This window comes from Anaerolineae bacterium, assembly GCA_013178015.1.
Taxonomy (GTDB): domain Bacteria; phylum Chloroflexota; class Anaerolineae; order DRVO01; family DRVO01; genus Ch71.
This window is the reverse complement of sequence record JABLXR010000035.1, coordinates 1-24,033: the sequence shown is the minus strand read 5'-3', so window position 1 is coordinate 24,033 and position 24,033 is coordinate 1. Positions and strand designations below refer to the sequence as shown.

Below are 24,033 nucleotides of genomic sequence, written 5' to 3'. Positions count from 1 at the left end.
CGCCTGCCTCTCAGGGTTGGATGTAGGCATACTGGAGCACAGGGACTACCATGGCCGGATGGGGCAGCTGGCGGACGTAGGGCTTGGTGAGCCAGTACTCCACGTCGTGGTACAGGGGGATGACCGGGACCTCGGAGAGGATCACCTCCTCCGCCTCCAGGTACAAGCGGTGGCGCTCCTCCTGATCCATCTCCAGGCCCGCCTCGGCCAGCAGCCGGTCCACCTCTGGATTGGAGTAGCCGCTGTGGTTGTCGTGGCTACCGCTGGAGAAAAGCACATTCAGGAAGTTCTCCGGATCAGCGTAGTCGGCAATCCAGCCCAGAATGTACATCTGATAGGGATGGGCGCTGTAATTCAGACCGTCCAGGAAGGTAGACCAGTCGCTCTGCTCCACCTCCAGGGTCACCCCAAGGTTCTCCTCCAGGATGACGGCGATCGCCTCGGCCACGGGATCCGTCTGGGGAGTAGCGGAAGCCACGTAAAGAGTGATGGGCGGGAGGGCTCCGGCGCTCCCGTAGGAGGACCGGGCTAGCGCCCGCCGGGCTTCTTCTACGTCCAACGCGGGCGCGGCCAGCCCCTCGTTGTCGTAGTCCGGCATTTGCGGGGGTACCACCGTCTTGGCCGCAGGCACCGTGCCCTCGTAAAGGATGTCCACGATCTTCTGCCGGTCCAGCGCCAGGGCGAAGGCTCGTCGAACCTCGAGGTCGTCGAAGGGCGGGGTCTCGCAGTTCAGCCCCACGTAGAAAGTAGCCAGTTGCTCGCTCACGGTGAGCTCGGAGGCGAGGCCGCTAGCCGGATCGGTTATGCGGGGCAGAGTAGCAGTACCAACCAGAGTGGCATCCAGCTCGTCGTTCTCGTACATGGTGACCGGATCTCCCCCACCCAGCCGGTACACCACTCGGTCTAGTGCCGGCCGAGGGTCGCGGTAGTAGTCCCGGTTCGCCTCCAGGACGATGCGATCCCCCGGTATGACCTCGACCAGCTTGAAGGGGCCGGTACCGGTGAAGCGTTGGAAGATGTCGTCGGACTGGAGACTGCGGCGGTCTACCACGAAGGCCACCGGATGGGACAGCTTGGCCAGGAAGGAGGGCCGCGGCGCGTCTATCTCGATCTCCAGAGTGTAGTCGTCCACGACGCGCACTCCGGCCAGCTCCCGGGCCCGGCCGGCGAGCATCTCTCTCGCTCCTACGATATCCCCCAGGTAGGTGGCCGCGATGGGCGAGCCGGTGGCAGGGTCACAGGATCGTTCGAGGGAGAACTTGAAGTCGTCAGCGGTGACCGGCGTTCCGTTGTGGAAGCGGACGTTGCGACGGAGATGGAAGGTGTACACCCGGCCATCGTCACTGATCTCGTAGTCCTCGGCGATGTCAGGAACCAGCTCCAGGTCGGGCCCAGCGGTGACCAGGCCGCTGAAGATCTCCACGATGTACTGGGCGGAGGTGCTGTCCTGGCTGAGGGCTGGGTCCAGAGTAGGCGGCATGGCGCCGGGCAGCCGCAGCTCACCCCCTAAGGGTCGGCCGTCCGGTCCCTGCGCGGTGGGAGAGGCAGGCACCCGCGTGATGACGGCGGTTGCCTGGCGCTGGATGCCTCCGGACACTACCTCCTCACCGCGCCACGCGACGTAGCCTACTCCGGCGCAACCCAGGAGCAGGGCGATGCAGCTGCAGGCAACGGCGATCACCAGCAGAACGATGAGAGGCGAGCGATTGCCGGTCACGGGTGAGACTCCTTGGTCGCGTATGGCGGGGTTCAGGCCACGCTCGGCTAGCTCGCGCCATTCTAGGGGGCCGGTCCTTGCCGGTCAAAGTGGCGTCGGAGCGCTGACGCCCCGGACGGCGAACCGGTAACCCCCGCTCTGGAGGCGACTTGATGCCGCGGGCATCCGGGGATAAGCTCGGTGGTGCCGGCGCGCCAAGCGTCGGCAAGGGGCAAGGCTTGAGAGTTACTTGCGTGGTGGACAACTGCGTCTCTCGTGGCGGCCTATTGGCCGAGCACGGGCTGTCGCTTCTGGTGGAGGCGCAGGGCGGTCGCGTTCTGTTCGACACCGGGGAGAGCGGCGCGGTGGTTAGGCACAATCTCAAGGCCCTCAGGGCGGCCGTTCCGGACGCGGTGGTGCTCAGCCACGGCCACACCGACCACACTGGAGGGCTGGAGGCACTGGCCCCTCTCCTGAGCCGCAGGCCGCTGGTGGCTCACCCCGGGATCTTCGAGGAAAGGTTCTCTGGCCCCGAACGGCGGTCCATTGGCATGAACCGCGAGCGGCAGCAGGTCCTGGAGCACGCTTTCCTTCCGCGGCTGAGCGATCAGCCCACCGAAGTGGTGCCGGGAGTGTGGACCACCGGTGAGATCCGGCAGCGTCCCTACCCGGAAGGACGGGGGAAGCTTCACGTGGTCAAAGTGGGCGACAGCTTCGCTCCCGACCCTTACCGCGACGATTTGTCGCTGGTGTTGAAGGTACGAGACGGGGTGGTGGTGCTGCTGGGCTGTGCCCATGCCGGCGTGCTCAACATCCTGGAGGCCGTCAGGGAGCGCCTCGATGTCCCTCTGGTGGCGGTGATAGGGGGCACTCACCTGGCGGGAGTTCCCCAAGAGCACCTTCGCGAGTTGTCTCAGCGCCTGCAGGCCTGGGGCTCTCCCCAGCTGTATCTCAACCACTGTACCGGCGCCGATTCCCTTTTCCACCTCCGCTATCTGATGCCCGACCTGGTGCGGCCCTTCGGTGCCGGCTCGCAGGTGGAGTTCGCCCAGACTGCTCTCGCCTGAGCGGGGAATGAAACGCTGATGCCGCTGATACTGCGCAGATTGGTGCTGATCCTGAAGAGTGACGAACGAAGATCAGCGAGAATCAGCGCAGTATCAGGGCCATCAGCGTCCTATTGCGGGCGGGTGCGCAGGAAGTCCACCTGGTACCAGCAACCTTTGGCGCCCTCCCGGTGCTGTACCTCCACCACCGGGGAGATCTGGTTGCCCAGGGAGTCCACCACCACCACGTAGTAGGTCGCCGGGCCCGTCCCCAGGATGACGTCGTAGTAGCCGGTGTCGGGAGGCTGCTTGGTGATGGCGGGGAAGTTGTGGTTCCAGGGATCGTAGACCCGAAGTTGCACTCCGGGCAGCGGATTGCCTCTCTCGTCCTTGACGTAGCCGAAGACGGCGCCCACGAAGCATCCCCGGTCTTCGGCCATAGTGGGAGCGCCGGCGGGTACGAACAGGTAGGCCGGCCGGGTGGGCGTGGGCGAAGGCGGTTCCAGTTGGCCGGTGGCCGCTGGCGTGGGCGTCCCTCGCTCTTCCGCGGGCTGGGCAGCGGTGGGCCCTAGCGAGCTCGAGCCGGAGGTGGCGGTGGGGGCGGGAGCGAAGGTGGGGACGATCACGGTGGGCGCCGGGCGCTCCGTGGGCAGGGGCACGGTGGGCCAGGCGGCAGGAGTGGCGTCCGCTTCGGGATGGTCGCCGGTGGGCGAAGGGGTCACCAGACGGGCTTCGACTCGCCCGGGTGTGGGCGTGGGCGAAGAGAGGTGGGCCAGGATGTCGGGCGGGCGAAGAGGTCCGATGCGGACGCTGCTGGCTACGACGTATCCAGCCACAACGGCCACGCCGATCACCAGCAGAAACAGGAGACCGTACAGAGGGTTGCTCCCTCTCACGCTGCACCTCTCACTCCGCCCTGACCGGCGGGTTGTTGCCGCCCGGTTCTGCGGCTGCCTATAATCGTCGCATGTCTGCCCACGGCTCCATCATATGGACGTCGGACAGGGCTCGCCAGTTCCGGGCCGGGGGGCTCTCGCGGGCGATGGTGCCGGCGGCACTATTCGTGGCTGCAGTCGTCTTCCGCTTCGAGGGCCTCAGCCGGCAGAGCCTGTGGGCCGACGAGGGCAACTCCTGGGGTATGACCCTTCGCTCCCTGGCGGACATCGCCCCCGCCGCCGGAGCCGACATCCATCCGCCGCTGTACTACTACCTGCTCAACTTGTGGGCCCGTCTGTTCGGCACCTCCGAGGCGGGGCTGAGGTCCCTCTCGGCCGTCATTGGCTGCCTGCTGGTGCTGGTTACCTACCTGTGGGCTCGCCGGCTGGCAGGTGAGGCCGCTGCAGTGGCGGCGGGAGCTCTGGCGGTGGTTTCCCCATTCGCGGTCTACTACTCCCAGGAAGCCAGGGCGTACGCTCTGGTGGCGCTGCTGGCGGCGGTCTCCACCTGGGCGCTGAGCGAGTATCTGCTGGCCCGCGAGCAGGGCTTCCGGGCGCGCCGCTGGGCCGCCGGCTACGTTCTGGCCGCTGCCGGGCTGCTGTGGTCGCACTACCTGGGGCTGATGGTGCTGGCGCTCCACAACCTGGCCCTGGCCCTCTGGCTGGCCGGGCGCTACCGGTCGGCGCGGAGCACGGTGCGTGGGGAGGTACGGGACTGGGTCATCGCGCAGGGTGCGGTAGCTCTGCTCTTCCTGCCCTGGCTGCCGGTCATGCTCCGCAGTGCCGGGGGCTGGCCCGCCATCAGCGCCCGGGAGCCCCTCTGGTTCTACCTGGAGGAAGCGGCACGGCTCTACTCCTTGGGGCCGGCAGCCCAGGCTACCTCGATGGTCGGCTGGGTGGCGCTCGTGCCCGCCGTCCTGGGGCTGGCCTTGGCGCCCGCCCGAGCCCGCCACCGGCTGCTCTGGGGGCTGGCGGCCACGGCAGCCATCTGGCCGGCGGTATCGCTCTGGGCCATTTCTCTCCTCCGGCCCATGTACCGAGCTAAGTTCCTGCTCATCGGCCTGCCTGCCTACCACCTGCTGGCTGGGGCCGGTACGGCCTGGCTGGCCTCAGCGGGGGCCCGCCGGGCAGGCGCAGTGGTGGGCGTGGCAGCGGCCCTGGCAGTGATGGCGCCGGCCGGCCTGGCGGCGTACGGCGGACTGAGCGCCTACTACGGCGGCCAGGGAGCCTCCCGCGATGATTACCGGGGACTGGCCGCCTACATCGAGGCGGCAGCAGGACCGGAGGATGCTGTCATCCTGAATGCCCCGGGCCAGGTCGAGGTCTTCTCCTACTACTACCGAGGCGCCGCCCGCCTCTATCCCCTGCCCGACACCAGGCCCCCTGATAGAGCGCGGCTGGAAGCGGAGTTGGCGGCCATCGCCCGGCGGCACTCGCGCGCCTTCTCCGTGCTCTGGGCCACGGCCGAGAGCGATCCCGATGGGGTGGTGGAGAGCTGGCTAGACTTGAATGCACATAAGGCCCTTGATACCTGGTACGGCAACGTGCGCCTGACTCAGCACGAGTTCGCTCCGCCGGATCTTCGGCTCCGCCAGGCCAACGCCATCTTCGGCGACCGCATCGCCCTGGAAGCCTATGCCCTGGGCGGCGGTGGCGTAACCCCTGGAGCCGCGGTTCCGGTCGAGTTCCACTGGCGGCTGAGTGGCCCTGCCGTCGGCGAGTATGCCCTCTTCATCCAGGCGCTGGATGGGAGGAGCAACATAGTGGGCCAGCGAGATACGCTACCCGTTTCGGGGCATCTTCCCGTCAGCCGGTGGGCGCCGGGGGTGACGGTGGTGGACCGGCAGGCGGTGCCGGTGCTCCTGGGCACTCCCCCCGGCAACTACACGGTGGTGGCGGGCTTGTACGATGTGGTCACCGGCGCCCGCCTGAGGCTTCCCGATGGGTCCGACCATCTGGTCCTGGGGCAGATCGAGGTGGTGCCCATGCCTCAGCTATTGGATGCAGCAGCCCTGCGAACGGTAGTCCGCCAGCAGGTGGGGTTGGGGCCCATGCGGCTCATGGGCTGGGACCTCTCACCGCTGGGGGGCGAGCGTGCCCGCGAGATCGCCCTGTCGGCCGGGCAGCCGCTGTCCATCGCCCTCTTCTGGCGGGTACAGGAGAGGCAGAGAGTACAACTCGAGTTCGTGCTGGAGACGGGCGGGCAGCTCAGGACCATTGCCACGGGCGAGGCCCTCGCCGAGGCCCTCGGGCCGGAGGCCTGGGCCATCGGGCAGACCTATCGGGACCCGCGCATCATCTTCCTTCCCGCCGACCTAGCGCCGGGCAGCTACATCCTCTCCATGAAGGTGGAAGCGGGGGAGGGCCGGGGACAGGTGGACCTGGGGCGGGTCAACGTCGGTTGACCTGCTCCTTGCCCGCCTCCGTCTCCGCGAGCTTGACTGCCTTCAGGCCGAGGAAGAGAGGAATCTCCCGGTCGGCCAGCCTGTGAGCCTTGGCGCGGCCAGCGGAGTCCGGGTTGTGGCTGTGGGTGGCCAGTTCCTCTATGCGCTCCACCAGCAAGCCCTGGCACGACAGGCCGTTCACGTACTCCTGCAGGGGCCGATGGAAGCTCCAGACCACCTGGCGACGGCGCTTTAGCGGTTGCGGTGTGAGGGGCACGGACCGGGAGGTCAGGTAGGAGTCTACCCGGCGGTAGACCAGTCGCCGGTCCTCATCCCACCCCCAACCGCTCTGCCGGGGGACGCGGAAGCAAGGATGCGTCATCACCATGACCAGCCGCCCGCCGGGCCGGAGGGCCCAGGCCGCCGACCTCAATACGTCGGTCAAAGGATCCATGTCCTGGATGCTGAGCAGGAAGACCACGCCGTCGAAAGAGCCGGGCCCGAGGGAGGGGCATTGCCACAGGCAGCGCGCGTCCGCGCGGACGAACTTGCCCAGGCGGCCGCGATGGCGGCGAGCGTGACGCAGCAGCCGGGGGCTCATTTCTACTCCGACGTAACGCGCCCCGCCCTGGACGATGGCAGGCGCCAGCACGCCCTGACCGGCGCCGACGTCCAGTATGCGCTCTCCGGCCCGGGGTCGCAGCAACTCCAGCGCGGCCGGCAGGGCCAGCTTCCGGTGGTGTTCGCTGCCCGTGGGGCCCACCCAGCCGTCGTACCAATCGGCCAGGCGGTCCCAGCAGCGCCAGTTGTTCGAGCGCGACGAGGACTCGGGCGCGGGGGTTCGTCGCGAGGGAGAAACCATGACTTGTACTCCTGGGTGTAGCTGGTGCGACCGACGGGCCGGCCGGAGCGGATGCTCTCGGACGGACGGCTGCGGCCGCCAGGACATGCCGCCAGACGAAGCTCAGACGGAGGCTAGACCCAGAGGAGGGTAGTCATGGTTTGGTGTCTCTCCTTAGAGGTACCCTGGGGCGAGGTGCCACCAGTGCTAAAAGGTTAGCCGCTAATGGGGCCGGCGTCAACTCCGGTAGCAGTCTGGGATCGGAGGGACGGGTTCGCAGCACCATCGCCGCTCAGGGGTGAACCAGGGGCTACGACAAGGCGAAGCCGGCCTTCGCCGGCTGCCAGAGCTCTCTGGCCCGCGCAGCCGGGCTTCACTCACCTATGGCTCCGCGGCTTCAGCCCGGAGCGATACTGCGGCTCAAGGCTCTCCGCCCTGATCGTGAGGTCTTGCACTCTCAGCGGTGGATCGGGAGCGGTCGCACTGGCGTGGCCGGAGGAAGAGCGCGGTACCCTCTTCCTCGGCCGGGCCCGCCCCCGGCTCCCACGTGGCTCGGAGGCCGAGGAACACCACGTCGGGATGAGCCGCCTGGACCTCGTCGAGCGCACGCCTGATCTCGGCCGAGAGGGAAGCGGACCAGGCTCGGACGATGAGCTTCCTGCCTTCTGAGGAGACGCCAATAGCGACTACGTCAGGGATGAGCTCCGCCCGGTCCAGGAGATCGCGGACGGCAGCGAAGGCGGCCAGATCGGCCAGGTCCCAGCATTCGCCCCGCACCTCCCAGCGCCCCCAGGGGCCGGATGGCGATTCAGGGGGAGGCATGGCGGTGCCTCCAGCACGAGCCACCAGGCGCGATCGCGCAGTGTGGCATGGGCCCTCCTTGGGCGAGTGTAGCAGCACGGCCGTTCCCGCTGCAGAGGGGATTGTAGCAGAGGCCATCCGACCCGACACCACCGATGGGGAGCGGTCGGCTGCACCGGCGGGCCCGAGGCGACCAGCAGGCCGAACGGCGCGCCACGAGCGGCCCAGCGCCGAGCCCGACTCGGCCCCCGGCTCTAGCCGATGATGCGTGAAGCATCGTCCGGTGTTATGTTATGCGTACGCCGATGCCTAGCGACGACGGTGGGGAACTGGGCTGGATCCAGGAGCGTCGTCATAGGCGAGGAGAGGAGGAGCAGCTTGCCTCTCTCGCCAGGGGCGGTCGGTGATCGGGAAGGCGGGCACGTCGCCCCCACCGCCCGAGCCTGCGCGAGCGAGTGCGAGCTTCTGGCCTGATGAGCAAAAGCAGCATGGACACATACTCAGAGAACGACAGCGGCCGTACCTGGATACTGGCGGTGGGCCTGATCGCGGCGGTGGCGTTCGTGGTGGGCACGTTTCTGGCCGCGCGCCTGCTGCGAGGAGGCCGGGACGGGCAGCCGGCCCCCACCAGAGAGCAGCGTCCGAGCGCTCCCTCGGTGCGCCTCGAGGGACATAGCGCCGGGGGGTTCACCATCGTGGGTGAGGGCTGGCCTTCCGACGCCGCTGTGTCCCTATCGCTCACGTCGGACCGAAGCAGCGCCGACTACTGGCTGGGCCGTCTCCTGGCCGACTCGACAGGCTCCTTCCGCCGGGACGTAGCCTGGCACAACGACTACCCCTCCGGCCCCGGCACCGAACTCCTGGCCCGCTCCGGGAATCTGGAGGTCAGGGTGCCCTTCGATCTGACTCCGGGATCGCTCGGCCCCACCGTGCCCGCCGGCACGGCGGCGCCGCAGCCTACGCCCTCCCAGGTGGGCCCCACGGCAACACCCACGGAGACGCCGCCGCCCACTCCCACGTTCACGCCCATGCCCACACCCACCGCTACGGCCACTGCCACTGCCACCGTCACCCCCACGCCGGTGGCCACGCCCTCGGTGTTCCTGGGCTGGAAGGGGGAGTACTTCAACAACACCGAGCTCAGCGGCACGCCGGCGGCAGTCCGCGACGACCCCAGCATCAACTTCGACTGGGGGCAGGGCTATCCGCTTCCAGGGGTGGGCGTGGATAACTTCAGCGTCCGCTGGACGCGGGAGCTGGACCTAGACGAGGGGCAGTATCGCTTCACTCTGCGGGTGGATGATGGCGTCAGGCTGTGGGTGGACGACGAACTGCTGGTGGACGAGTGGCACCCCGGCAGCAGCACCCATGAGGTGATGGTGCACCTGAGCCAGGGCCGGCACCAGGTCCGGGTCGAGTACTTCGAGGCCACCGGAGAGGCCCGCGCTATCGTGGAGTGGGGCAGCATCCTGGGAACGCCGACGCAGTAAGGGCGGACCACCGCGTCCGCCCTGGGAAGGCGCAGTGGCCTGCCCCTACACCCGGCAGATGCGGTATAGCCACCAGCGGGAGCGACGCGCACCCCGAGATTGCCTCTCGCAATAGAGCACCATTCGCTCGCCGGAGGTGGTGCGCACGTCCAACCAGTGCCGCCGCACGTAGGCGTCGCCGGCGGGACGCCCTCCTTCCCTGGCGGTGCTTTTCCAGGAAGCCACCACCTCGGCCACGGTGTAGATGTGGTCGCGCCACCGAAACCGGCAGGGCAGTCCCGGCTCGCCCAGGGCCATCCTACCCAGGGCGATGCTGTCCGGGTCGGGCCGGACCTCCTCGCTCACGAATTGCCACTCCCCCTCGGAGACGTCGCCCACCGGCGCCACTCAGTCCTGGATTCGCGCCAGGGTGTTGATGAGGGAGCGCACCACCTGCTCCCTTTCCGCGTTCAGTTCGGTGACGTAGCGGACGGCCGACTCGTCCCGGGTGAAGCGAGCGAACTCGCCAGGGGCCTCGCGGTAGTAGCGCAGCAAGCCCTTCAGCAGCTCCTCCACCTCCGGGTGCTCGGCTCGGAAGGCAGCCACCACCACCGAGTCCAGGCGGTCCATCTGGCGCAGGTGGCCTTGCAGGTCGGACAGGGTGCGCGACCAGCGCTCCATGTCCTGCCCCGTCTTGCGGCGAAAGCCCCGCCGCGCCAGGGGACGCACGAACACCGGCAGTCGCCTCAGCTCCGCTGCCGTTTGATCTATGATGGCCTGGAGGCGGGCGGTGAGACGCTGGGCCTCGCGCAGGTACTCCTCCCTGGTCTTGGAGTCCGGCGGCGCGGCCGTGGGCTCAGGTGGAGGTGGAGTCTCTTCTTCGGTGGCCTCGGCCCGGTCCAGGATGGTGTAGCCATCTACCGTCTCGCCGTGGTATTCGTCGGCGAAACGTAGCAGGAGCTGGACCCCGGCCCAAGCGGCGCGCGCGGTCGGAATGGCCATGGCCATGAACTCGTCGCAGGACATGCCCAGCCGAGGAGCAAGGTCCCGGGCCACGTCCCGAAGGCCGGGAGTGTCCACCAGGCCGGGGGCGAAGGCGATCACCCGTATCCCTCGCTCGCCCACCTCCGCCGCCAGGGACTGGCTGAACCCCACTAGCCCCTGCTTGGAGGCGATGTAGGCGGAGAGGAATGGCATGGCGTCGGTGGACACCATGTTCACGATGGTGCCCGATCCCCGCTCCAGCATGTCAGGGAGAAAGGCGCGGCAGGTGAGGAAGGCGCCCCTGAGGTTGACGGCCAGGACCCGATCCCAGGTGTCCGGATCGGTCTCCACCACTGAGCCCACGGGCGAGATCATGGCCCCGTTCACCAGGACGTCAGGCGGGCCGAAGCGCTCCAGCGTCTGGCGACGCAGTTCATCCACCTCCTGGGGGTCGGACACGTCCGCGAGCACGAAGACAGAATCGGCGCGACTCTCGTCGTCCGCGTCCGTCGAGATGTCGGCCCGGACCACCGTCGCCCCCAGCCGGTTCAGTTCGGCCGCCAGGGCACGACCGATGCCCCTTCCCGCCCCTGTTATCACCGCCACTTTCCCGGCCAGGGGCCTGGCCCGAGAGCCTGCCTGCTCTCCCTCTGACATGCTCTCTCCCCGCTAATACCAGAATCGCCCCGGCATGATACACGATCGGGCAAGGGGACGGCACGCCGGCCGATGGGCCCTCACTCCCGGCCCTTCTCCTTGTGGGAGAGGGGAGCCCAGCTTCCCCCTTCCTTTGCAGGGAAGGGGGATGGGGGTCTAGCTCTTCCCTACCATGCCGGTGGCTCGTTGGCGTAGACGGCGCGGATGACTTTCCAGGCGCCCTCGTCCCTCTTCAGGGTGTAAGTGACGTCCAGGGTGTAAGGGCCGCGCTCCGCCAGAGGCTCACCTACCGCATCCCCGGGGTACTCGCCCACCTGGTACAGCTCATCCTGCCACACCTCGCGCACGGTGACCAGGGCCAGGTCATCGGCCTGGCGGTCGAAGGAGCGAAAGCCACTGCTCACCAACTGATGACCCACCATGTGCCCCTCCGCCTGCAGCGGCTCCAGAGCGGCCCGGAGCTGATCCAGGGCGTCGCCCTGCGCCAGGTAGGCGGCACCTTCGGCGTAGACGTGCCAGTAGGCGCTGGTGAGCGCCTGATGCCAGGCGTGGATGGCGGAGGTGAGGTCGCTGTTCTCTCCCTCTTCCTCCATGAAGCTGCCCATCCACTCCTGCAGGGGCGGCGCCTGGCCCTCGTCCAGCATGGCCCGCCACTTCTCGTCGGTGAGCCGATCGTCCTGGGGCCAAGGGAACTCGTAGTAGGAGAAGACGCCGCCTTTGGCCACCTGGAGGTAGAGCGTGCCGTCGTCCTCCACCACCGGCACCACGGCGTAGATCACGTTGATGCGGCCCACCCCCACCTCCAGCACTCGGGGCACCGGCCAGGGGTCGGTAGCCACATCCGCGATGACGGCCGCCTGGGGCTGCTCCTCCATGTAGGTCCGGCCGCCATCCTCCCCCTCCGTGTCGGCGGCGGCCATGGTGAGATGCTCCAGCTCCCCGCCGTAGAAGCGGATGCGCCGGTACTCCTCCTCGGTGAGGGGCTCGCCCCGAAGCTCCTTCTCCGCCATGGTCTGGAAGGCGACGGCCAGCTCTTCCAGCCGCTGCAGGCTGTCGCCGTCGCGCTCGTCCAGCATGCCGCGCTGGCTCAGGCCCTCGCGGGTCATGGCGGTGAGGGCGGCCAGCCGGGCGTAGAACTGGGGGACGGGCTCGACGTAGCCCTTGGGCGGCACCGGCTCGGGAGGCATGGGTCCGGCGCCCAGCTCGGCGTAAGCTTGCTTGGCGTAGAGGATGGTGTCGTGCTTGAGCTCGGCCCAGCTGCCCAGGACGGTGTTGAGCTGCTTGTCCGCCCAGGCGAGCGAGCGCATGAAAGCGGGGTAGCCAGGCTCGTCCACGGTGGGCCGGAGGAGGGGCAGGAAGGAATAGAGCCAGGAGTTGTAGAGGGTCTCCGTCCACTCTTCCACCGTCAGCCCCGCGATCCAGGCGCGCATCTTGGCCATCTGTTCAGCATAGTTGAGGTAGCTGGTCTCGCCCATCTGCTCCAGGTGCTGGTAGGCCCGCTCGGAGCCCATGGCGGCCGGGATGTCCAGCCCCTTGGGAAGGCCGCGGCGCTCAGTGCTGGTGCCTACGTTGCGGTAGATGAGCTGGCGGATGATGTAGGCATCGGGCACAAACCGCTGCCCCATCAAGCGCATGCCCTTGGTCTGCTGCTCCACGTCGTCGGTCTCGAAGATGATCATGCCCAGGACGCGGGGTGGGGGCAGCTTGCCCGCCTCGGCGATGAACCGGTCCAGGAGGGCATCGTCGGCGACGGCTTCCAGGGACGGGTCGGGGCCGTGGACGGCGTCCATCACTGCGATGTACTGGGTCACGGTAAGGTCGTCGCTGCGGCCGACGAAGAAGGCGGTAGGGTCGTACAGGTCGGCCCAGGCGTCCAGAGCGGGCCGACCGTTGACCTGGGCGGAGCGCAGGGCCCGCACCAGAAGCAGGGCCGAGCGCGTCTCCGCCCGCCCCACCTCCGGGTCCTCCGTTTCCAGCCGGAAGGTCATGCGGCCGTACCACATCATGGAGCGGAAGTAGGCCTCCAACTCCTCGAACTTGGTGTAGTGGCCGCGGGGGATGTACTGGGTGTAGTCCTCGCCGTACTCCAGGCCAGGGAAGAGGGGTGAGGGCAATATGCCGGCGGAGTCCATGACCAGGCTGACCTCGGCCTGGACCAGGTCGGCGGCGTAGTCGGGCACGGCTACGTCGGGGTCCAGCAGGCGTGAGCCCACCGCCACGAAGGCGACGGTGCGACGGGCAGCGTCCTCCCAGCTGGTGTGCTGTAGGGCCTGGTACTGGGCGTCTGCCTGGGCCAGGAGAGCGGCGTTGAGGTCGCGCAGGAGGGGGATGAAGTAGCGAACCTCGGCGGTACGGAGGACTTTGTCGAAGAGGAGGTGGTAGACGTGCAGGAGGGAGTCGCTGGTGACGAAGATAGGCTGGTTGTCGTAGCGAGCCCGCTCGTAGACGGTGAAGAACTCCTTCTCCGTCCCCGGGCTGACCACGAAGCCATCCGCGGCGAGGCGCTCCCGCTGGGCCGGCGAGAGGACGAAGGGGACGGTGACGTTGCTCAGGTCGGGGGCGATGGGCTCGTGCTGCATGGCTGGGGTGGTCTGGACCGGACGCTCATAGAAGGAGGCGAAGGACACGCGCGGCGCCTCTTGTTCCGGGGCGGGCTCAGTGGGGGGCGCCGTGGCCGTGGGGACGGGTGTGTCGGTGGGGGAAGGCGGCGTGGTAGGCGCCGTTGTGGGCGTGTCCGTGGGTGAGGTGGTCGGTGTGGGGATGGGTGTAGCCGGCGCGGAGGCGCAAGAGCTAAGGAGTGCCAGGGCGGTGATCAGGACGATGAAGGTGAAGGCGGGTCGGAGGCAGGCTAGTCTCATGGTGGTCCCTCTCAGGCGAAGCGGTGCGGCGGGTGTGCGTGTACGTTAGGGGATGGGGCGGTGGTGTCAAGTGGGGGAGCGGGAGGGGGGCGGCCGTGAACGTAACAGGGGCCGCGGATGCGCCGGGCACGGACGCAGCGGGCCAGGTGCACCGGGGGCTGAACCCCCCGGCTACCTAGGCGAAGCCCGCCCTCCGGCGGGCTGAGAGATCTCCCCAGCCGGCCGAAGGGCCGGCTTCGCATCTCTAGCACCCGGCTTTAGCCCGTGCGGCCGGCCGCGCGTGTGCTCGCAGCCTCACTCCGCGCGGCCCCCCGCGCACCCCGGACGCCCACTCGCGATCCAACGAGCCACGTCGAACACGTCGGCAGCGACGAAGTCGAGCTCGGTGTCTGCCCATGTGTGACGGTACTCCCCGAGGTAGCCCATACCAGCGTCGGTTCGCACCGACACCGCTCTGCATGCGATCGAGCGGGCCAGGATCATGTCCCACGCGCCCACCACGTAGCACTCCGCCAGGTCCAGGGCGAAGTCGCGCTGGGCCTCATGTACCAGGGCGGGAGCGGGCTTGCGACAGGAGCAGCCGTCCTCTCGGGAATGAAGGCAGTGGCAGAACCCATCCAGTCTGGCGCCCTGCTGGCCGAGCTCCCGCCGGACCTCGGCGATCCGCTCCTAGCACTCCTGGTGGGTGAAGCGGTACCAGGCGATCCCGCTCTGGTTAGTGATCACGATGGCCAGCAGTCCGGCCTCATTGAGAAGCTTGATGGCCTCCGCGGCAAAGGGACATAGAGCCAAGTCCATGATATCTCCCCGACCGCCCTCACCAGGAGTACCACGGAGGTCCAGGAACACTGCTCTACTACGCCCCACTCGATCTCTCACCCCAGGGCACCGCCGGTCTGAACCCGCGGCACTGCGGCCGCTGCCGAGCCGCGTACTCCTTCTTTGTGTGTCTGCCCCTCGGCGCCTTTGCGTGAGGCTCCCCCTACTCCTTCAGCCGCGCCAAATGCTCCTTCCGGAACTTGGCCACCTTCGGGGCCACCACCGCCCGGCAGTAACCCTGCTCCGGGTTCCTCCGGAAGTACTCCCGGTGATACTCCTCCGCCGGGTAGAAAGCCTCGAACGGCCGCACCTCCGTCACGATGGGCGCGTCCCACACCTCCTCGCGAGTGAGATGGGCGATGGTCTCTCGAGCCACGCTCTCCTGCTCCGGGGAGTGGTAGAAGATCACGGAGCGATACTGCGTGCCCACGTCCGCCCCCTGGCGGTTCAGCGTGGTGGGGTCGTGGATAGTGAAGAAGACGTCCAGCAGGTCCTGGTAACTGATGACGTCCGGGTCGAAGGTGATCTGCACTACCTCGGCGTGGCCCGTCCTGCCGGTGCACACTTGCTCGTAGGTGGGAGCGGGGGTGGCACCGCCGGAGTAGCCGGGCTCGACCCTCTCCACCCCTCTGAGCAGCTCATACACCGCCTCCAGACACCAGAAGCACCCGCCGCCTAACGTTGCTCTCTCACGGGGCATACTCTATGACTCCTCAGCAGTCCCATCGCGTCCGAGCTGTGACCAAGAGCATCCCCTGATGAGTCACCCACGAGGACTGCTCCAACTGATGCGCTGAGGCTGCGGCCGTTGGTGCCCGAGCCAGCGTGGGCATGCCGGCTGGGCCATGGGGGCGAGACAGCAGCGAAATGTAGGCGCTGCCCCGCCCGTCTCACTCTTGGCCAAGGGGCCTCAGTAACCCCCGGGCGGCGTCACTCGGTGAGTACCACCTCGTAAGTCTCGACCACCGGCTCGGCCGAGGCTCCGGCTCTCCGGCTGGCCTCCCGGAGAATGTCCAGCGCCAAGTCGGCAGTGGCCTGAAGGTCGGGGGCAGTCTCCCAAAGGGTGAGGGTCATGAGCTTGCCGCTCTGGCGGTCTATCAGGGCGTAGGCATTCTTGAGCCCGCGTTCACCCCCGATGATCTGTTCATCGAGATAGCTCACCGCCGCATCCAGTTGCTCCGGCCGTGCTTGTATCCTGCCTACTCTAGCAAACATGCCTGCCTCCACTTACATTGCTGCCAACTAGATCTACCTACGGACCGAACCACGGATCAGGCTCTGCCCCTGTAGCCCCGAGGGATAGAGGCTCGTGCCACCGGCTCCCAAGGTCGTCCGGCGCCCACATGGGACCGAGCCGTGCTGCCTGGGTCACAGCCCAGCGGCACTGCCGACGATCCTACAGGCGAAAGAGGCAACGGTCAACCTTCGTCGGCCCCTGTGTCTGGGTGGGCGGGATGACGGTACGCCGGAGGGGGACGGTCCTCCTCCAGGTGGCGGCTGCTCTCTACGGCCACACCCTCCCCAGGGTCCGGGGGAAGGGGATAGTCTCTCGGATGTGGTGCACGCCCGTGATCCAGGCCACCGTACGCTCGATGCCCAGCCCGAACCCGGAGTGGGGCACGGAGCCGTAGCGTCGCAGGTCCAGGTACCACTCATAGGGCTCGCGGGGGAGGTTGTGCTCCTCCAGGCGCCTCTCCAGGAGTTCCAGGTCGTGGATGCGCTGACCCCCGCCGATGATCTCCCCGTAGCCCTCGGCGGCGATCATGTCCACCGAAAGGGAGAGCTCGGGCCGGTCGGGGTCGGGCTGCATATAGAAGGCCTTTATGGCACTGGGGTAGCGGTGCACCATCACCGGCTTGTCGAAATGCTCTCCGATGGCCGTCTCCTGGGGGGCGCCGAAGTCATCGCCCCACTCCATAGGCACGCCCCACTGGTTGAGCAGCTTCACCGCCTCGTCGTACTGGAGGCGGGGGAAGGGCGGCTCGATGCGTTCCAGGGCGGTGGTGTCGCGCCCAAGCTCCTTGAGCTCGGCGGCGCAGTTCGCCAGGGTGCTGCGCACCACGTGGGTGACGAACTCCTCCATCACCTCCATGTTGCCCTCGAGGTCCACGTAGGCCATCTCCGGCTCCACCATCCAGAACTCGGTCAGGTGCCGGCGGGTCTTGGACTTCTCCGCCCGGAAGGTGGGGCCGAAGGCGTAGACCTTGCCCAGGGCCATGGCGGTGGCTTCGTTGTAGAGCTGCCCGCTCTGGGTGAGGTAGGCGGAGGTGTCGAAGTACTCCAGCCCGAAAAGGGTGGTGGTGCCCTCGCAGGCCGAGGGGGTGATCACGGGGGTGTCGGCGTTGATGAACCCGTGAGTGTCCAGGTACTCCCGGATGGCACGGATGATGTGGGCGCGCACCCGCAGGATGGCGGCCTGGGTGGGGGTGCGGATCCACAGGTGGCGCCACTCCATGAGGAAGTCCACCCCGTGTTCCTTGGGCTGGATGGGGTACTCCTGAGCCTGGTGCACCACCCGGAGGTCGGAGACGTCCAGCTCGTAGCCCCCTGGGGCGCGCTCGTCCTGGCGGACGGTGCCCCGAACCACGATTGAGGACTCCTGAGTGAGCCGAGCGGCGGCCTCGAAGGCCTCGGCGGAGACGTTCTTCTGGAAGACGACGGCCTGGATGACGCCGCTGCCGTCGCGCACCTGAAGGAACTGGAGGCGCCCCTTATCGGTGCGGTTGTAGAGCCAGCCCCTGACGACGATCTCCTCCCCCACGTGCTCCGCCACGTCGCGGATGTAGGTCTGTTTGTCCATGTGCGCTCCTGTTCCTTGTGCCACCACGGCTCTTGGGGCGCATTATAGCACGCTCGCCGGGGGAAACTCACCGCGTAGAGCAGGCCGACTGCACCTTCTGCCTCGGCCGCCCCAAATCGCTGAGGGGTGCGCGCGCCCACGCGCGCCAGGGCGCCGCTTGGAGATGTAGAGGGCGCATCAACCCGCGCCTATGAGGCGCGGACTTCTCAAAGGGGCACCTGAGCCAGCGAAGACGGAATCGCCCTGATAAGCTGAGCCGTGGCGGCCGGTGCTCATAGGTGATACTATGCAGTCAGGTCCTAGCGTGGGCCGGATTGGAGGTGGCGGCGCATGGCAATGCCAGAGACCGGCTGCAAGCACATAGTGTTGGACGAAGAAGGCGTGCCCATTATCGCCGGCACGACTATGAAGGTCATCGAGCTGGTGGCAGAGCACATCGCCTGGGGCTGGAGCCCTTGGGAGCTCCAGTACCAGCGCCCATACCTCACCTTAGGCCAGGTGTTCTCAGCGCTGGCGTACTACAGCGACCACGCCGAGGATATCGAGAGTCAGTTGGCGCGGCAGGCATCTGAGGTTGAGCGACTGCGTCAGGAGCTGGGCGGACCACCGGTGATGGCTCGGCTGCGTGAACTGAAGCAGAGACGGAGTGCCTAGTGGCACTGTCTCTGTACATGGATGTTCACATTCCTGGCTACATCACTCGGTCACCTACCATCCCCAGGTGTGCTGCCCCTCACTGGCAACCAGGGCCCACGGCGATACAATGGGGATAAGTCTGGAATGCGACCCAGGCCTCCTGGTCCCAGAGAGGAGCAAAGATGACCCCGAGAGAGCGGATTCTAGCGGCGCTCAATCACGAGATCCCGGACCACACCCCTACCGATGGCTGGTTCCACCACGAAGTGCAGCAGCGCCTCAAGGAGCACTACCATACCGACGACTGGGACGTGGTCCTCAAGGAACTCGGCATCGAGGGGTGGGCCGGCCTCACTCCCTGGATTGCCAGGCCCGAGTACGAGAAGCGGGCCGAACTGCGGCCGGGCCCCCTGCCGGGCCGGCCCGTGGTCTGGATAGATGATCGCACCTACGAGGACCCTTGGGGCGTGCGCTACCGTATCGGCGAGGGCGGCTGGTACTCCGAGTGGATGAGCGGCCCCCTGGAGAACGCCCAGTCCGTGGCGGACGTGGAGGCTTATCCCTGGCCCAGCCTAGACGACATCGTGGAGCCCGAGAACTACGCCCAGCGGGTGGCGGAGCTCAAGGAGCAGCAGTTCTACGTGAGCGCCGGCGTCGGCAACCCCTACCGCGACGCCTGGGAGCTGCGGGGCATGGATAACCTCCTGGCCGACTACCTCATCAACCGGGACATCCTGGAAGCCATCTACGACCGCTTCTACGCCCTCTACGGCGAGATCTGTAAGCGGGCCGTGCGCGCCGGGGTGGACCAGATCGGTGTCACCGGGGACATCGCCATGCAGGACCGCATCATCATGGGCCCCAAATCATGGCGTGAAGTGGATAAGCCTCGCATGGCCAAGCTGATCGAGGACTGCCGCGCCATCAACCCGGACGTCTTCTTCTTCATCCATAGCGATGGCAACGTCATGGACCTGATGGATGACCTGGTAGAGATCGGGTTCAACGTCATCAACCCGGTGCAGCCGGAGTGCATGGACCCAGTCGAGGTCAAGCGGCGCTGGGGCGACAAGATCACCATCCATGGCGGCATCAGCCTGCAGCGCACCCTCCCCTACGGCACCCCGGAGGAAGTGCGCCAGGAGGTGCTGCACCTCATCCGCAAGTGCGGCTACAATGGCGGATTGGTGGTCTTCCCGTCCAACGTGATCCAGCCCGACACCTCGGTGGAGAACATCATCGCCTGCTTCCACGCCGCCCGGGATTTCGATGTGAGCAGCCTGGGCGGTCGGCCGGGATAGCCACAGAGACGCGGAGACACGGAGAGGGGGAGAGAGGGAGATAGGGAGACGGCGTGACACTGGGCACTGACGGTGTGCGGTGTCTCCCCCTCTCCGTGTCACCCCCTCTCCCCCAGGGGGCGAAATGCGTACGTTCAGGCTCGCGTTGGTACAGCACGCCAGCCCAGTGGGGCAAAAGGCCGCCAACCTGGAGGCGACCATCCAGTGGACCCGCCGGGCCAAGGAGCAGGGACCGGCCCTGGTCTGCTTCCCGGAGCTGGGCATCACCGGGCACGCCGGACACGCCCGCATGGTGGCGGAGGCGGAACCGGTGCCGGATGGCGACGCCGTCCGCTCCCTGGTCGACCTGGCCCGCGACCTGGACCTATTCATCTGCGCCGGCATCGCCGAGGACGGCCGCGGCATCCACTACAACACCCAGTTCATCGTCGGCCCCGAGGGTTACCTGGGCAAGCAGCGCAAGGTGCACCTCTCGGCGGACGAGTACTTCTTCTTCCGCGGGGGAACGAAGCTGCCCGTCCTCGACCTGCCCTTTGCCCGGGTCGGGATCATCATCTGCTACGATAACAACTTCCCCGAGATGGCGCGCTGCCTGGCGGTGGACGGGGCGGAGTTGATCCTGGCGCCCCACGCCGCCCGCTTCGGCGCCTGGCCGGAGGACGAGGAGGGGCGCAGGCAGGCGGTGCGGCGGGTGAAGGAGAACTGGCGCATGGTGCACTCCTGCCGCGCCTACGACAACGGCGTCTACGCCGCCGTGTGCAACACCGCGGGCCGCTCTGCTCTAGACATCGAGGGGGTGGAAGCCAACCACGCCGGCGGCTGCCTGGTGGTGGACCCCAAGGGGCAAGTGGTGGCCGAGTCGAGCAGCGAGGACATCGCCGAGGAGTTGCTGGTGGTAGAGCTGGACGGTGATCTGGTGGCGGAGCGGCGGCGGCAGGCCTGCTTCAACCTCCAGACGCGCAGACCGGAGGTCTTCGGGGCCCTGGTGCGGCCCACGGATTGACCTCCGCTCAGGCGACGCGGGTCGAGCTCGCGCCCCAAAACCCCCGAGCATTCAGGCACAGCCCGCTGCTCGTGGGCTGGGGGCTCGCCGTAGAGGGGGCCAGCGGAAACGGCGCGGCCGCAACTATTGCTGCGGACCCACAGCCGAAAGATCGCGCCTGCCGGCGTCAAGGCGACCCCCGGGCATTCGCCCCGCCGACGGACTACCATGCCTGTGGGGCCCGCCCCCGCGCTGGGACCCTTGCCGCCCCGTGTCCGCGTAGGCGGACACCCGGCCGCCAGGTCCACTAGCCCCGACCTCGGTCGAGGGCTACTGCGCCGACGCTACACACCTTACGCGGTTCAGTCGGAGGTCAACATGGCATCGGCATTGGAGAGGCTGGGATTCGATCCCTCACAACGCGTGGTCATCGCTCACGCCGACGACCTGGGGATGTGTCATGCCGCCAACGCTGCCTTCGAGGACATCCTGGCGGCAGGGGTGGTCAACTGCGGCTCGGTCATGGTTCCCTGCCCCTGGTTCCTGCACCTGTCGCAACTCGCCCAGGCCCATCCGGAGGCCGACATAGGCGTGCACCTCACCCTCACCAGCGAGTGGCAGACCTACCGCTGGGGGCCTGTCTCCACCCGTGACGCCACCAGTGGCCTCCTCGATGACCAGGGCTACCTCTGGCCTGACCTACCTCCGCTGCACGCGCACATGGACCCCGGAGCCGCCGTGGCAGAGATGCGGGCTCAGGTGGAGCACGCTTTGAGGGCGGGCATAGACGTCACCCACATAGACACGCACATGGGCGCCATCGCTCACCCATCGCTGCTGGAACCGTACCTTGGCCTCGGCCGGGAGTTTGGGCTTCCGGTGATGCTGCCTCGCCTGACCAAGGAGGCCGTGATGGCACAGGGTGTACCGGCGCAGCAGGCGGAGGCCCTGGTACACGGGCTGCGCCTTCTGGAGAGCACTAGCGACTTGCTCCTGGTGGATCACCTGGTGATGCCGCACATGCAGCCGGGGGAGGACATCCGTGCCCGCTACCACGAGGTGCTGCGCAACCTGGAGCCCGGGCTCACCCACCTGATCTACCATCCCTGCCGGCCCACGCCCGAGTCGCGCGCCATCCTGGGAGAGACGCGCCTGGCGCAGAGAGCCGGCGACTGGGAGACCTTCAGCGACCCCGACCTGGCCCGCGCGCTGGAGGAAGCAGGGGTGATCTCGATCGGCTACCGGAGACCGCGGGAAGTGATGCGTGACCCGTGACGCGTGGTAGGTGATCCTGCGCCGCGGCGCGCGGTGGATCACGCGTCACGCATCACGTATCACCGTAGAACTTCGCCGCTGCGCCCCAGAAGAAGGTCTCGATCTGCTCCTGTGACAGCCCCATGACCCCGCGCAGGATGGTCAGGTCCTTGGCTACATGCACGGGCGCGTTCTCAGGCAGCCGCTCAGGTGAGGCGTCCACCCCGAACATGAGGTGGTCCATGCCGCAGAAGGGCACAGCTTTGGCCAGAGCCTCCTCGCGCCAGGCGTCAGGGGTGCCGCGGCAGGTGTCCACCCACATCTGTGGCTCCTCATCGGTGCCCCGTCGGGCGGCACGGAAGCGCCCGAACACCGCCAGGCACTCGTCCACCCAGGGCCAGCCAATGTGAGCCAGGCTGAAGCGGAGCTTGGGGAAGTGCACCAGCACCTCGTAGAGGACAGGGCGGCAGAAGCGGGAGCTGTCGTCGAACCCGTACAGTATGCCCGAGTGGAACTGGATGGGCTTGCCCATCTCCTCCATCTTCTCGTAGATCGGGTACATCATCTCGTCCAGGGGCGACCAGTGATCGGGGATCATCTTCACCCCGCGAAGGTTCCTGTCCCCCAGGGCATACTCGATCTCTTCCAGGATGCCCGGCGTCCGGGGCTCGACCCAGAGCAGCCCGAAGATGCGGTCAGGGTCGGCTGCTTGCACGGCGGCGATGTGGTCGGCCGCGGCGCGGACGTCCTCCCGCCTATAGGTGACCTGAGCCCGATCGTTGGGACGCAGGTGCCCGGTGAGGCGGAAGGAACTATGTCCTACGCCTGAGCCGGCGGAGCGTCCCGGAGGATACTGGCTGAACAGGCAGATGCGGTCCAGCCCAGCCTCGTCCATCCACCTCAGGACCTGATCGCCCGTCTCGTTGCCCTGGGCGTGGCAGTGGCAGTCCCAGATCTTCACCGTTTGCCCTCCTGACGTGTCAGCGACGGCGCCGGCTGCTACGACGCGAGCGGCGGCTGCGGCTCGTGGTTGAGGACCTTAAGCCAGCGGCCTCGGTCTCCGTCTCCTGCAGGGCTTCCTCGCGGCTGTCGAGGTCTGCGGTGGCATAGCCCAGGGCGCCATAGGCCAGGCCGAAGATGACGATGGAGCCGGCCAGGGTGAAGGTGCTGTAGAAGCTCGGGAGGAAGAGGGCCACCACGAAGACGACCGCGGCCAGCAGAAGGAGGATAGAGGAGATGAGGTGATGGCGCCAGAGGGCGAGAGCCAGCAGTACCCCTGCCACGTAGATCAGCGCCACCCCGGCAAAGTCCACCGCCAGGTAGAGCGACGTCAGGCTGTGGTAGATGGAGATCCACAGGGGATCGGCCTCCATGGCGCCGGTCACCGCTCCGCCGAAACGGGCCAGAGAGGACGCAGAGCCAGCCGCCTCCAAGATCAGGCCCAGAAGGAAGGCACTAGCCCCCACCAGAGAGAGCTCCGGACGCAGAGGATACAAGCGAACGGCCAGTAGCACGATCACCGGGGCGATGAGCACGCAGCTAACGATGACGGTTATGACGTATAACCAGTGAAATGCCTGGCTATCGTAGAGGATCTGCGCTGCCTGAATGTCGCCGATGCCGGGGGAGGCCATCCAGACGGGCACGGTCAGCCCGGCCACGATCAGCGCCAGGCCGGCGAAGAGCGCGAGGTATCTGGTCATTCGTGTGGACATGTATGATCCCCCCTGAGAATGGATGATAGCGGACGGGCCACATCATAGGGGGAAAGCGCGGCGGATTCAAGCCCCACAAGGGTTCGCGATCGGGAAACGAGTCCTCGTGCCAGATCCCTACTCGGGTCCTTCGCTGGGCTCAAGCCACTCACCTCACAAACCCGCGCCCCAGACGCGGCAGCGCCGAGACGGGAACGTCTGCCGCCAGGACGCGCTCGCGCGTGGGCGCGCGAACTCCTTAGCCGTCGTCGGCTCCTTCGGCTGATCTTTCTCGGCGTCAGCCTCTCAGGGGGAACGTGATGGCGAGCAATCGAGGTCGCATCCTCTACTGGAGCAGGAGCACCAGGAGGAGAATGCTGCCGATGGAGATGAACAGGCCGTTGAACACGGCTCCCAGCACTGCGAGCCCTCGGTTTCGGCTCTGGATGGCGCCGGCGATGCCCAAGCCCAGTCCCACCAGGGCGAAGATGCCGCCACCGCACAGCCCCAGGCCCACAAGCACCCTGCTCCCCACTCGGGCCAGCATCAGCACGAAGACGACGAACGCGCCCGCCAGCGACATCAGCCCCATGACAAAGCTAGCTATGCCCAAGCCAGACCGCTCCGGTCGCTCACGATAGGCTCTTGCGTACGGATCCATGCGTTCCCTCCCGCAATTGGCCGAGTGGGGGCCGCCGATGAGACGCTGATCTACGCGGATCCCCCATTGTCTTCCTTCATCAGCGAGGATCAGCGTCATCAGCGTTCTATGCCCTCACTTCTCCATCCGCTGCAACTCGATGTAGGCCGCCCGGGGCGAGCCCACGTCGGGATTGTTGATGGACCACCACCACTGCTCGTCGGCCGGAGTCCAAT

21 protein-coding genes are annotated in these 24,033 nt (G+C 67.4%); 7 read left to right on the top strand and 14 right to left on the bottom strand.

The features are described from left to right. Positions 1–10: 10 nt before the first annotated feature. Positions 11–1,717 carry a peptide ABC transporter substrate-binding protein gene (locus HPY83_13840; protein ID NPV09031.1) on the bottom strand — a complete coding sequence of 569 codons (1,707 nt, stop codon included), beginning with the start codon at positions 1,715–1,717 and terminating at the stop codon, positions 11–13. A 218-nt stretch (positions 1,718–1,935) separates the two neighbouring features. Here HPY83_13840 and HPY83_13835 point away from each other — a divergent pair, with 218 nt between their 5' ends. Continuing rightward, complete coding sequence (locus tag HPY83_13835; protein NPV09030.1) at positions 1,936–2,763, top strand: MBL fold metallo-hydrolase; 828 nt, start codon at positions 1,936–1,938, stop codon at positions 2,761–2,763. Between the two features lie 110 nt (positions 2,764–2,873). On the opposite strand, the gene HPY83_13830 is transcribed toward HPY83_13835, so the two are convergent. Next, positions 2,874–3,638 carry a hypothetical protein gene (locus HPY83_13830; protein NPV09029.1) on the bottom strand — a complete coding sequence of 255 codons (765 nt, stop codon included), beginning with the start codon at positions 3,636–3,638 and terminating at the stop codon, positions 2,874–2,876. Between the two features lie 167 nt (positions 3,639–3,805). Here HPY83_13830 and HPY83_13825 point away from each other — a divergent pair, with 167 nt between their 5' ends. Beyond that, positions 3,806–6,082, top strand: a complete 2,277-nt coding sequence (locus tag HPY83_13825; protein ID NPV09028.1) for a hypothetical protein — start codon at positions 3,806–3,808, stop codon at positions 6,080–6,082. Here HPY83_13825 and HPY83_13820 read toward each other — a convergent pair. Both HPY83_13820 and HPY83_13815 read right to left on the bottom strand, forming a co-directional pair. Further along, entirely contained in the window at positions 6,069–6,923 is an 855-nt protein-coding gene (locus HPY83_13820; GenBank protein NPV09027.1) for a class I SAM-dependent methyltransferase, read from the bottom strand. The two genes, HPY83_13825 and HPY83_13820, sit on opposite strands and share 14 nt — an antisense overlap. Before the next feature lie 399 nt (positions 6,924–7,322). Beyond that, positions 7,323–7,724: a hypothetical protein gene (locus HPY83_13815; protein NPV09026.1), complete on the bottom strand. Its 402-nt coding sequence runs from the start codon at positions 7,722–7,724 to the stop codon at positions 7,323–7,325. Positions 7,725–8,191: 467 nt separating this feature from the next. On the opposite strand from HPY83_13815, the gene HPY83_13810 reads away from it, so the two are divergent. Then, positions 8,192–9,193, top strand: coding sequence for a hypothetical protein (locus HPY83_13810; GenBank protein ID NPV09025.1), 1,002 nt, complete (start codon positions 8,192–8,194; stop codon positions 9,191–9,193). Between the two features lie 45 nt (positions 9,194–9,238). On the opposite strand, the gene HPY83_13805 is transcribed toward HPY83_13810, so the two are convergent. The 7 genes from HPY83_13805 to asnS form a co-directional block, all read right to left on the bottom strand. Beyond that, positions 9,239–9,580, bottom strand: a complete 342-nt coding sequence (locus HPY83_13805) for a cytoplasmic protein (GenBank protein ID NPV09024.1) — start codon at positions 9,578–9,580, stop codon at positions 9,239–9,241. Next, positions 9,581–10,813, bottom strand: a complete 1,233-nt coding sequence (locus tag HPY83_13800; protein ID NPV09023.1) for an SDR family oxidoreductase — start codon at positions 10,811–10,813, stop codon at positions 9,581–9,583. A gap of 167 nt (positions 10,814–10,980) precedes the next feature. After that, a complete protein-coding gene (locus HPY83_13795; GenBank protein NPV09022.1) occupies positions 10,981–13,671 on the bottom strand; it encodes a DUF3160 domain-containing protein in 2,691 nt (896 codons plus the stop codon). Between the two features lie 669 nt (positions 13,672–14,340). Beyond that, positions 14,341–14,538: a hypothetical protein gene (locus HPY83_13790; GenBank protein ID NPV09021.1), complete on the bottom strand. Its 198-nt coding sequence runs from the start codon at positions 14,536–14,538 to the stop codon at positions 14,341–14,343. Positions 14,539–14,653: 115 nt separating this feature from the next. Next, the gene (msrA, locus tag HPY83_13785) at positions 14,654–15,190 is read right to left on the bottom strand and encodes a peptide-methionine (S)-S-oxide reductase MsrA (GenBank protein ID NPV09020.1); all 537 of its coding nucleotides are present in this window, start codon (positions 15,188–15,190) and stop codon (positions 14,654–14,656) included. Between the two features lie 230 nt (positions 15,191–15,420). Further along, positions 15,421–15,705: a hypothetical protein gene (locus HPY83_13780; protein NPV09019.1), complete on the bottom strand. Its 285-nt coding sequence runs from the start codon at positions 15,703–15,705 to the stop codon at positions 15,421–15,423. A gap of 289 nt (positions 15,706–15,994) precedes the next feature. Continuing rightward, a complete protein-coding gene (gene asnS / locus HPY83_13775; GenBank protein NPV09018.1) occupies positions 15,995–17,290 on the bottom strand; it encodes an asparagine--tRNA ligase in 1,296 nt (431 codons plus the stop codon). Between the two features lie 330 nt (positions 17,291–17,620). Here asnS and HPY83_13770 point away from each other — a divergent pair, with 330 nt between their 5' ends. The 4 genes from HPY83_13770 to HPY83_13755 all read left to right on the top strand — a co-directional run bounded on the left by HPY83_13770 (position 17,621) and on the right by HPY83_13755 (position 21,484). Next, positions 17,621–17,944: a DUF433 domain-containing protein gene (locus HPY83_13770; GenBank protein NPV09017.1), complete on the top strand. Its 324-nt coding sequence runs from the start codon at positions 17,621–17,623 to the stop codon at positions 17,942–17,944. Between the two features lie 164 nt (positions 17,945–18,108). Next, the gene (locus tag HPY83_13765; protein NPV09016.1) at positions 18,109–19,227 is read left to right on the top strand and encodes a hypothetical protein; all 1,119 of its coding nucleotides are present in this window, start codon (positions 18,109–18,111) and stop codon (positions 19,225–19,227) included. A gap of 124 nt (positions 19,228–19,351) precedes the next feature. Further along, positions 19,352–20,230, top strand: coding sequence for a hypothetical protein (locus HPY83_13760; protein NPV09015.1), 879 nt, complete (start codon positions 19,352–19,354; stop codon positions 20,228–20,230). Positions 20,231–20,587: 357 nt separating this feature from the next. Further along, the gene (locus HPY83_13755) at positions 20,588–21,484 is read left to right on the top strand and encodes a ChbG/HpnK family deacetylase (GenBank protein ID NPV09014.1); all 897 of its coding nucleotides are present in this window, start codon (positions 20,588–20,590) and stop codon (positions 21,482–21,484) included. Positions 21,485–21,536: 52 nt separating this feature from the next. Here the strand turns inward: HPY83_13755 and HPY83_13750 are convergent, their stop codons facing one another. The 3 genes from HPY83_13750 to HPY83_13740 all read right to left on the bottom strand — a co-directional run bounded on the left by HPY83_13750 (position 21,537) and on the right by HPY83_13740 (position 23,818). Continuing rightward, positions 21,537–22,424 carry an amidohydrolase gene (locus tag HPY83_13750; GenBank protein NPV09013.1) on the bottom strand — a complete coding sequence of 296 codons (888 nt, stop codon included), beginning with the start codon at positions 22,422–22,424 and terminating at the stop codon, positions 21,537–21,539. A gap of 19 nt (positions 22,425–22,443) precedes the next feature. Continuing rightward, on the bottom strand, positions 22,444–23,178 hold the full coding sequence (locus HPY83_13745; GenBank protein NPV09012.1) for a hypothetical protein: 735 nt from the start codon (positions 23,176–23,178) through the stop codon (positions 22,444–22,446). A gap of 325 nt (positions 23,179–23,503) precedes the next feature. After that, positions 23,504–23,818, bottom strand: a complete 315-nt coding sequence (locus HPY83_13740; GenBank protein NPV09011.1) for a hypothetical protein — start codon at positions 23,816–23,818, stop codon at positions 23,504–23,506. Between the last annotated feature and the right edge of the window lie 215 nt (positions 23,819–24,033).

Bases quoted from the DNA above. Each gene is read 5' to 3' on its own strand.
- HPY83_13780 (NPV09019.1), bottom strand. From the start codon at position 15,705: ATGTTTGCTAGAGTAGGCAGGATACAAGCACGGCCGGAGCAACTGGAT.
- HPY83_13745 (NPV09012.1), bottom strand. From the start codon at position 23,178: ATGTCCACACGAATGACCAGATACCTCGCGCTCTTCGCCGGCCTGGCG.
- HPY83_13810 (NPV09025.1), top strand. From the start codon at position 8,192: ATGGACACATACTCAGAGAACGACAGCGGCCGTACCTGGATACTGGCG.
- HPY83_13760 (NPV09015.1), top strand. From the start codon at position 19,352: ATGCGTACGTTCAGGCTCGCGTTGGTACAGCACGCCAGCCCAGTGGGG.
- HPY83_13755 (NPV09014.1), top strand. From the start codon at position 20,588: ATGGCATCGGCATTGGAGAGGCTGGGATTCGATCCCTCACAACGCGTG.
- HPY83_13820 (NPV09027.1), bottom strand. From the start codon at position 6,923: ATGGTTTCTCCCTCGCGACGAACCCCCGCGCCCGAGTCCTCGTCGCGC.
- HPY83_13800 (NPV09023.1), bottom strand. From the start codon at position 10,813: ATGTCAGAGGGAGAGCAGGCAGGCTCTCGGGCCAGGCCCCTGGCCGGG.
- HPY83_13770 (NPV09017.1), top strand. From the start codon at position 17,621: ATGGCAATGCCAGAGACCGGCTGCAAGCACATAGTGTTGGACGAAGAA.
- HPY83_13765 (NPV09016.1), top strand. From the start codon at position 18,109: ATGACCCCGAGAGAGCGGATTCTAGCGGCGCTCAATCACGAGATCCCG.
- HPY83_13795 (NPV09022.1), bottom strand. From the start codon at position 13,671: ATGAGACTAGCCTGCCTCCGACCCGCCTTCACCTTCATCGTCCTGATC.
- HPY83_13815 (NPV09026.1), bottom strand. From the start codon at position 7,724: ATGCCTCCCCCTGAATCGCCATCCGGCCCCTGGGGGCGCTGGGAGGTG.
- asnS (NPV09018.1), bottom strand. From the start codon at position 17,290: ATGGACAAACAGACCTACATCCGCGACGTGGCGGAGCACGTGGGGGAG.
- HPY83_13740 (NPV09011.1), bottom strand. From the start codon at position 23,818: ATGGATCCGTACGCAAGAGCCTATCGTGAGCGACCGGAGCGGTCTGGC.
- msrA (NPV09020.1), bottom strand. From the start codon at position 15,190: ATGCCCCGTGAGAGAGCAACGTTAGGCGGCGGGTGCTTCTGGTGTCTG.